General features: G+C 43.4%; 9 protein-coding genes. 3 read left to right on the plus strand and 6 right to left on the minus strand.

Annotated elements, in window-relative coordinates; all coding sequences use genetic code 11:
* Positions 1 to 2,312, minus strand: a 2,312-nt coding sequence (locus B4K20_RS15500) for an MFS transporter (RefSeq protein ID WP_289283605.1), incomplete at its 3' end; no start/stop codon positions are given.
* 226 nt (positions 2,313 to 2,538) lie between these two features.
* Between B4K20_RS15500 and fucP the strand changes: the two genes are divergently transcribed.
* A complete protein-coding gene (gene fucP / locus B4K20_RS15505) occupies positions 2,539 to 3,750 on the plus strand; it encodes an L-fucose:H+ symporter permease (protein WP_289283610.1) in 1,212 nt (403 codons plus the stop codon).
* A gap of 353 nt (positions 3,751 to 4,103) precedes the next feature.
* A complete protein-coding gene (locus B4K20_RS15510; RefSeq protein WP_289283606.1) occupies positions 4,104 to 5,375 on the plus strand; it encodes a cation:proton antiporter in 1,272 nt (423 codons plus the stop codon).
* A 139-nt stretch (positions 5,376 to 5,514) separates the two neighbouring features.
* Here the strand turns inward: B4K20_RS15510 and B4K20_RS15515 are convergent, their stop codons facing one another.
* The 5 genes from B4K20_RS15515 to B4K20_RS15535 form a co-directional block, all read right to left on the minus strand.
* On the minus strand, positions 5,515 to 5,826 hold the full coding sequence (locus B4K20_RS15515) for a DUF3861 family protein (RefSeq protein ID WP_286304523.1): 312 nt from the start codon (positions 5,824 to 5,826) through the stop codon (positions 5,515 to 5,517).
* 192 nt (positions 5,827 to 6,018) lie between these two features.
* Positions 6,019 to 6,483 carry a DUF2059 domain-containing protein gene (locus tag B4K20_RS15520; protein ID WP_286304522.1) on the minus strand — a complete coding sequence of 155 codons (465 nt, stop codon included), beginning with the start codon at positions 6,481 to 6,483 and terminating at the stop codon, positions 6,019 to 6,021.
* A 31-nt stretch (positions 6,484 to 6,514) separates the two neighbouring features.
* Positions 6,515 to 7,144, minus strand: coding sequence for an NUDIX hydrolase (locus B4K20_RS15525; protein ID WP_289283607.1), 630 nt, complete (start codon positions 7,142 to 7,144; stop codon positions 6,515 to 6,517).
* Between the two features lie 51 nt (positions 7,145 to 7,195).
* The gene (locus tag B4K20_RS15530) at positions 7,196 to 8,395 is read right to left on the minus strand and encodes a hypothetical protein (protein WP_289283608.1); all 1,200 of its coding nucleotides are present in this window, start codon (positions 8,393 to 8,395) and stop codon (positions 7,196 to 7,198) included.
* An 8-nt stretch (positions 8,396 to 8,403) separates the two neighbouring features.
* The gene (locus B4K20_RS15535; RefSeq protein WP_289284428.1) at positions 8,404 to 8,799 is read right to left on the minus strand and encodes a GFA family protein; all 396 of its coding nucleotides are present in this window, start codon (positions 8,797 to 8,799) and stop codon (positions 8,404 to 8,406) included.
* A gap of 201 nt (positions 8,800 to 9,000) precedes the next feature.
* On the opposite strand from B4K20_RS15535, the gene B4K20_RS15540 reads away from it, so the two are divergent.
* Positions 9,001 to 9,326, plus strand: a 326-nt coding sequence (locus tag B4K20_RS15540; RefSeq protein WP_289283609.1) for a hypothetical protein, incomplete at its 3' end; no start/stop codon positions are given.

Below are 9,326 nucleotides of genomic sequence, written 5' to 3' on the forward strand. Positions count from 1 at the left end.
AACGGCATTAACCGAACAAAAACCATCATACTAATGAAGTCGCGCTTTTTAATATTCTGACGCAAATCTTCCATATATAGTACATGTTTGGCCGTATCCAAAAGACTCGCATCAAACCCTTTATTAGCCAGTTTTTCAATAAATTTTCTAGACGTGATAATGGTATTAATATCAGCCTTCTTGCTGGCTGCTGCTAGTGCCTCAGCCGATGCAGTGAAGTTAAGGTTCACCAGTGTTTTGCCACTCAATAAACTCGCAATATTGGCTATCACTCCGGCACTGGAGCTTGGCATTAGAATGCCAATGTTTTGATGGCAATCAGCAGGTAGCTGCTTAGAAAATAAAATAGCGGCACTTAACATCCGGTGACCACTGGTGGCTGATCCAATAATATCCGCCGCAGCCATTTCACTGCCCTGCCGCTTTAAACCTTTAATGATGGCTTCAGGCAACGTTTCCAGACTTTCGGTATAGTTTGTCCAGGCATCTACCGACAGTTGTAAAACGGCTTGTTTCACAGCAAAGCGATCTGAATTGATCGCGAGAGGTTCGCCAAAGGCCACAATTAAGTCCGAAAACGACTGCTTACTTCGTAAGGTTTTCAAACGATCACTGGAGCGTGAGAAACGACTCCCCCATAAACCACGAAGATAGAACGGTACTATCACCGCATCAGCATCAGCAGCAGCCACTTCAAAACCACGTTGAAACTCACCTAAGTGCCCGTTACGGCTAATGGCGCCTTCGGGAAATAAACAGACGACTTCCCCTTTATTTAAACTTTCTCTGACCGCATCCAAGGCCTGTTTACTTGCGCCCGTCCCTACAGGAATAATGTTAAAAAACTCAAAGATAAAGCGCAGATACCAACGCTCATATATAGATTTTGCCATCACAAACCGTAGCGGACGTGGACTGGCCATTTGCACAATTGCCCAGTCAATCCAACTGATATGGTTGCCCAGCATTAATACGCCACCACTCGCTGGAATTCTTTCCATATTTAATACAGTGAGCCGATAACGAAGCGAAAACACCACTGAAACAACCAGACGCGCTAATGATTGTGGTAATTGTGTGATGGTATAGATGGCACCGATTATGGCCACCGCTAGTAAAATCGCAAAAATCCCGAGGCTATTCATGCCTGCATAAGCAGCAAGAATCGTTAGCAACAAGAAAGACAGCATGGCAATGTTTTGAACAAAGTTATTGCCCGCCAGTATTCGGCCCATCTGCCCAGACTTAGCGTGATATTGAATCAATGCATTTAGTGGAACCAGATAAAGCCCACCGAATACGCCAAGTAAAAAGAAATTAACCGCTTGTAAAAAAGGTGTAATGGCAAAACTGACAAACGCTACACTTAATGCCACGCCCATCGCGCCAAGAGGAACAAGCCCGGTTTCGATATAGTTGGACGACATCTTACCCGCTAAAAAAGCCCCAATAACGATGCCGATACCGGCAAAGGCCATCGTACCCTGAATAATGACCGTATTATCGATACCAGCAATATCTTTAGCAAAAGCAGGAAAAGTGGCCAGCATGACCTGGCAAAGAGACCAGAACACGGCAAGCCCAATAACAGACCGAAAGATTACTTGGTTGCTAGTCAAATCCTTCATAATGCCCACGGCTGAACGACCACTCAGATACGCTTTAGTATCAAACTCTTGCTCTTTGCGTACAGATGACTTCGGCTCAAGTTTTAAGGCTGCTAACCACTCGATTAGGGAAAGAGCCACTAAGACCCAACCTAGAGGCGCAATCAATGGCAAGATATCTTCTGCTTGATAATAATAGTGTTTGCTGAGTAAAGACTCGAAACCAAAACTAAAAGCCAGCGTCCCCAGCAAAATCGCGGTGGTGGTCACAGATTGAATAACACCATTACCCGAGGCTAGGTTTTTAACACCGACCAATTCCCTGATATAACCATATTTGGCGGGAGAATAAATGGCACTTTGAATCGATAAGGCCAGCGTCATCAGAAAAGCGGCCCAGAACCAAGCCATATAATAAAAAATCGTAATTAGAACCGTCGCAACAACTGCAGATAAGGCACTGTATTGCATGACTTTATTTTTCGGATATTTATCCGCAAGAAAAGATGATGGCGTCATCATCAATATGAACGGTAATAAAATTAATGCATTAACCAATGCTGACAGCATGATTTGTACATCACCATCATAGGTTTTAAAGATAGTGTTTTGAATCAGAATCTTATGCCCCAAATCAACAAAGGCATTTAAAAAAGCAATCAGGCTGAATAATAAAAATCCTTTAATAGCAAATAATGCTCGCATGCACAGTCCTTTTGATAAATCATGAATGACAGGCAACACAATACAACAGCTATTTAGTATTAGGGAAGTGTCGTACCCTTGTTGCTGATACTGGACAAATGACAGTTATCTAGGCGAGTATCGACTATAACTTTATTAATGAGTTACGCAACGTTGCGGAGAGACAATGACTGAACTCAAACCCTTTGTTTATCGTGATAAACGCCATATCTTTTTGTTATAGATAATTTGTTTTGCTGCCTGGGGTGTAGCCGCCAATATGACGGATCCCCTGGTGAAAGTATTCAGCAAAGTATTTGTCATGAGTCAGGTGGAGGCAGCATTGGTTCAGTTTGCCTATTATGGTGCCTATTTCTGCCTAGCCCTGCCAGCTGCTTTCATTAATCATCGTTACTCATACAAGACAGGTGTACTGACGGGTTTAGGTTTAGCCACATTAGGGGCTTTTGCTTTTTACCCAGCAAGCCAGGTCATGGATTATCACTTTTTTCTGATGGCCCTATTCATGCTAGCCGCCGGCCTGTCAATATTGGAAACTTCAGCCAACCCATTTGTGATGTCGCTTGGCCCGGAAGACAATGCCACGCAACGGCTGAATTTGGCTCAGGCTTTTAACCCGGTGGGTACCAACATAGGTGTGTTTCTTGCAGCGACGCTGATCCTCCCCAACCTTAATGTCGCTGATGCGACTGCACGCGCCATGATGCCACTGGAAACCTTACAGCAGGTTCAAGCAGAAGAACTAACAGCGGTCATGTTTCCTTATGTCGCCATGGCGTGCATTTTATTCATTATCTGGCTACTTATCTTGATGATAAAAATGCCGACAGCGAACAGCGTTAACCCGCAGGAAACACGCAGCAATATACAGGGCTGTTTCGGGCGCTTATATGCTAATAAACATTACCGCTATGGCGTTATTGCCCAGTTTTTTAATGTGGCTGCACAAGTCTGTATCTGGACCTATACCATTCAGTATGTACAGGAAGCCATTGGTGGAACTGAAACTCAAGCAAGTCGCTATTTACAATACAGTTTGCTTGTTTTTTTGATAGCCAGGTTCACCATGACAGGCATTATGTCACGCTTTAACCCGTCAAAGTTAATGCTGATTCTGGCATTAACAGGATCGATTTTGTGCGTCTATGCGGCTAGTGTGCCTGACATAACAGGAATATGGGCTGTGGTGATGTTATCCGCTAGTTTATCGCTGATGTTTCCAACCATTTATGGTGTGGCACTGCAAAAGCTGGGGGAAGATACAAAATTTGGCGCGGCAGGATTAGTCATGGCTATTTTAGGTGGAGCCATAATGCCTCTTCTGCAAGGCAGTTTGGTTGATAATTTTACAACGGCACTCTCATATCTGGTGCCAGCAGGTTGTTTTTTAGTTGTTGCAGCTTATGGCTATTTTGATATTCGGTATTATCGCATATAAAAACGGCTTAACTTGATGAGCAATTCCAAATCAGGGCTTATTCTTTAACGCCCTTATGTTTCGTAAAAATTAGTTTTTACAGGCCACTTGATTAGGATTAAACTTACTGCGATTTCTGAACGGCTGGTGAAGTTCAGAGCAGAAGTAGTATGGTTCCACGTCTCAATTTGTTTGTTAGCAAATTCCAATATTGGCGTCACTTCTATCATAGTATGGCGCTGACATCGTTAGTAGGACTATCTGTGTCATTGCCAGCTCTTCATACCATCAGTTTTATCACTATTTAAGTACTGTTCTCACAGTGGCGTTGGGTCGTTTGCTCTGAAAACAGATCTTAAAATTTGGAGCAACCCATGAACGCTTGGTATTTCCTCTGCTTTTTATCGGCGGTGTCGGTATTTATTGCTTTTGCTAATCAATACCTGCTCAGGTTGCAAACCACTATAGCTATCACCACAGGCTCTGTTGCCATGTCTCTGCTTTTAATCGCCTTGATTAAGTTTGGTGGCAACGATCTTGCCACGTCTATCAGTGATGCCTTCGAGGGATTGAACTTTAACCTATTATTGTTAAAGGGGATGTTAGGATTTCTGCTCTTTGCTGGTGCCTTGGAAATTGATCTCCGCCTGTTGCGTCAGCAGCGCTGGGAAATCACTATCATGGCGTTATTTTCCACGCTACTCTCCACGGTGTTGATTGGCTACGCCAGCTTTTGGGTGTTAGGACTCTTGGGCTGGGACTTGCCATTGATTTACTGCATGTTATTCGGTGCCTTAATTAGCCCAACAGATCCCATTGCTGTGCTGGCCATTATCAAAAAAATGCATGCACCAGAAAAAATATCGGTGCAGGTGGAAGGCGAATCCCTGTTTAATGACGGAGTGGGCCTAGTTGTTTTCACGACTATTTTTGCCTTAGCTTTCTCTGGTGCTGAGCCGACTTTTTCTGGCGTTGCAGAACTATTTTTAGTGGATGCTGTAGGCGGTATTGTGTTCGGTGCCGTACTGGCTTTTTTAGCTCACTGGTGTATCTGTAGAAGTAATGATTCCAGTATCGAATTACTCATTACTCTCTGTATTCCCAGCGCTGGTTATGCTCTGGCGAATGTGATTGATGTATCCGGTCCTTTGGCCATGGTTGTCAGTGGTATTGTGATTGGTAATATCACACGAACAATTGGATTCTCTGAGCACAGCCAGTTCACCCTATCTCATTTCTGGCATACCGTTGATGCTTTCCTGAATGCCCTTTTATTCCTGTTAATCGGTCTGATGCTGGTGATTTTACCAGTCAGCTGGACAGAGATTGGATTAGGACTGGTCATGATTCCACTGGTACTACTTGCCCGTTTTGCCAGCGTTGCCTTGCCATACATCGGCTTCAAACGGTTCCGCAGCTATGACGCACATGCCATCAAGATTCTGACTTGGGGTGGTTTGCGTGGTGGTCTTGCTCTGGCCATGGCCGCATCGACACCCAAAGACGTGCTATATATCAATGGCGTTGATTATCACACTTTGTTGTTAATGATGACGTATGTGGTCGTGATTTTCTCTATCGTTGTACAAGGCTCAACAATTGCGCCACTGATTAAACGTAGTATAGAAGCGCAGAAATCAACTTAGATATGACACGGCACGACTTTGACTCCGTCGTGCCGTGATTTACCTACCCAGCTTCTGGCTTAGAAGCTAGCATCCGTTAATTGAATTATTTACTGAATAAGCTGTTAAGTTTTCCAGCTTTCAGATGGTATGTCTCAGCCTAACCGTAGTGGCTACGGACATCAGGTTCAGAAGCGTGTTTGAGCAAATCGATAAAGTGGGTGAGAAATGGTCGGAAATCAGAGAAGATAGCTTCGTGTTTCCTTTCTGTGACAGCATCATTCAAGAGCGTTAATGCTGAGGCCAAGGAGGTAGCAGATTCGGTATTGAAATCCCCTCTCTTTTGCAGAGACGCTGCCATCTGTAATAACTCATCCTGATTATCAATGTGAAAAGACAGTGGTGAAAGACTATAAATAGTCGCTTGATCATTTATGTTCGGCTGCAGCATGACTTTCATTGGTTTATTCATCAGCAATGACTCCTTAGGTGTCGGCTTAGTGCTGATGAGATTTCCTGTATTACTGAAACACAGTCAACCTCATCTTTACGCAAGAGTATTGCTAAAACCCAGTTAAGGCTGGGTTAAAACTGAAAAAAATGTAAGGTCAGTGCATTAACATCAAACCCACTAACTCATATCAAACCGGCTCACTAACAGGAGCTACTTCGCTTCTTTTTTGAGGCGCTCAGCTTCCGCTTTAATCATCGATTCAAGTTCACCAATATGCGCCTGAACGCGCTTAGCACCAATTTCTCCGCCCTGACGCATAAGTTGAGGCATCAATTTAATCGCTTTTTGTCCGGTTTTACTGCCATAAAACTCACGAATATCTGTTAATTCCTGTGCAGTAAAAGCATCGGCATAGATACGAATAATGTCCGGTTTTAAGCTTTCATAACTCATATATTTACTGAAAAATTCCTTCATGACAGAGCGAAATGGCGACAAGGAAGGGTTATTATTGATTTGCACATCTAACATTTGCTGCATTGACTGCTCAAGTGCCGACTGCATACCAACGGCATCCATTAGTTTCGCCGCTTCTTTTTCTGACTCGGTATCAGCAAGCGTTATCTGTGTGCTGGCTAACAATAAGGCCAATGTGCATATTTGTATAAATTTCATTTTATCTCCATGGGTAAAAATTGGTGTTTAATTAATCAAACAAAGTCGGTCTTGAAGGGTCACATAGAAACTCCCAGGCATGTTCGATATCTGAGACAATCACCCTGCCTTGAGATAAGGGTGGGAGATCATCGATAGCAAAATAGCCGACATCATCCGTTTCCATTCCTGCTTTGATCTCCTGTTCTGGCATAGCCTCACACAAGAAAAAGAGCTTATAGAAATCCCGAATATCTGGCTTATAGTCACCTTTTGCTTTATGTCTTACTGCATATAAATGTGAGGCTTTGACCAAAATACCCGCTTCTTCATACACTTCTTTTTCAGTATTTTCTGCCGCTGATAATCCCAAGTCGGCATAACCACCAGGTAAACTCCACAAACCATCCATTTTCTCTTTCACGAGTAAGACTTGTTTCTCTTTGAAAACCACACCTCGCACATCAATTTTGGGCGTAATGTAACCGCCATCATCCACATCAGGGCGGAATAAATTTTCAATGGCAGCAAGGGGGGTATTGGCTAATGAAGCAAGCAATTGCTGAGCTAAGCCTGAAATATCCCGATAACGTTCCAGGTCATATTCGTTATGACTAAACTCACGGCCTGTCTCGGCAATGGCATGTATACGTTTTACAGCTTGTAGCCAGATATCTTCCATCCGCCTCTCCTTCCCATCACTCATTTTTTTATGCCAACACGACTGATACGGCTAGCCACCAGAAGGTATACCAAACATGAAAACACTAAAACAAATCAGCGCGATCAATGTAAAAAACACACTATGCCACATGACTTTCTTTTGATAAGCCAGTATCGCTGCCACCAGGCTTTGGATGAAATAAAACAGAGCAAACGCACGCGAGGCATAAGCGATAATCTCATTCACATTTGTAGCCCATGTCAGCAAAACAGTCACAAGGGTAATAGCTATATAGACATACCGCACGGGTAGTTTATGTTGCAAAATATCCTGAACCAAACCACCGGCACCAGAGGTGTCAGCAACAGCCGCACTGAACTGACTCCCCACAGCAGCAATCGATATCAGCATCGGTAAGACTACCGCTACCGGCAACATAATATTGGTAATCGCAGTGACATCGGCATCTAATCCGGAGTGGAATAAGACAGTGGATAGGCCAATAAATAGTAAATAGATAACGGCTGAAGCTAATTGCGCCACTCGCATTGTTTGAATACGCTCATCAGCCGAATGCTCAGCCTGCAAATAACGCGAGGTTTCAAAGCCTTGCACAACAATTAATAAACCCAGCAAGACACGAAAGTCATCCAAATTAATTGCAGATGAAATATCGGGTAGCTGCCACTCTCCCCCGCTTAATAAATGAATGTTGTATACCAATAAGGCAAACAACAATCCCGCAATCATGCCCAGGTTCAAACTGACAGCATAGGTTTCGACTTTCTCCAATTCCCCCAGTCCACGCCAAATACCGATACCACCAATAAGGATGAGCAAACTGCTTGTGATGACATTAGCGTACATTTCATCATCAACACCCATTGCTTTCAGAACAAAGGCAGCGAGTAATTGCAAATAATAGGTGACAGAAATGAAATAAGCGGCAGCCAACACAATTCGTGAGATGAAAGCAATATTTTGAACAGTACCCTTTTCGTGTTCTATAGGCTCAAAATGACGAATATTAAAGCGAATAGCATGACCCACGGCATACGCTAATAACAACAGTAAAGCCATGCAGAACACAGCAAAATTACCGACAGTATTCGCCAGCAATGGTGCGCTAATCAGAAAACCACTGCCCATAATCGATGCCAGCGGTGTGACAGTTGCTTTCCAAGAGGAAGAACTTCTCAGTCGTTTAGAAAAAGCGAGATATAACGCCACCGCCAAAGCGATAATAATGATCGAGCTATTGAGTATCATCAAAAAAACTACGGACGTTGTGGAAACTGAGGCAAGTCATCACAAATCTGATGCCATGGCGCTTTTGAACTCACAAAGATGTGTGCTTGTACTTGGATATCTACCGCCGTATCTAGTGTGCCCAAACGTAGGCGTATGAGCTCGGACATGCTGGCTCGTTTGCTGTAAAGTTGTGATCCACAATGCTGACAAAAAACTCGAAAAACACCAGATGAAGATTCATATTCAGCTAGAGCAGCCTGACCTTTCTTGAGTTTAAAATGTTCAGTCTCCACTGCTGCATTGATAGCGTAAGCTGAGCCACTGGCTTTTCGACAATTTTCACAATGACATATCATTGTGGGCCCAAGTTCTGCTTCAATCTCATACTGTACAGACTGACACAGGCAGCTGCCTTGCAACATGAATAACCTCTAGATAGTAATTGAATCACAGCGAATATCGGTGATCCGCTGTAGACGTTCATAAAAGCCTAGCTTACACCATCCCCTTTTCTTTCTGAATTGAAGATTTCCATTATTTCTTTTTATTCACGGATAGTTTTCAGATTTTACCCATCCAAGTACGCAACGATGATCAATTTATGGCTTTAAAAGGAGATAGGTATGATGAGATTTGTTATGAGTGTGGTGCTCACTATTTTGTGTACTCCACTGGTGCACGCCGACCAAGCTAAAACAAAATTAGAGAATGAAGCACTACACATTGATCATCAGACTTTTCGAACGGAAATCGTTAACTATGTGAGAAGTGTGGTTTTAGACAAGGAAGATAACTCAACAAAAACAGCGCTGGTCGACATAGAAAACGCGTGGCGTAATCATTATCAACAAACGCACTGGCAAATTCACATCAGCAGTTACCACAATGGCGAGCAGATTGGCGCTGTCAGCGCTGAAGGTCCATCGCTGACGGATGTACTGCAACAAGC

Origin of the sequence: Methylophaga sp. UBA5088, from assembly GCF_002414625.1 — a bacterium.
In the GTDB taxonomy this organism is placed as follows: domain Bacteria; phylum Pseudomonadota; class Gammaproteobacteria; order Nitrosococcales; family Methylophagaceae; genus Methylophaga; species Methylophaga marina.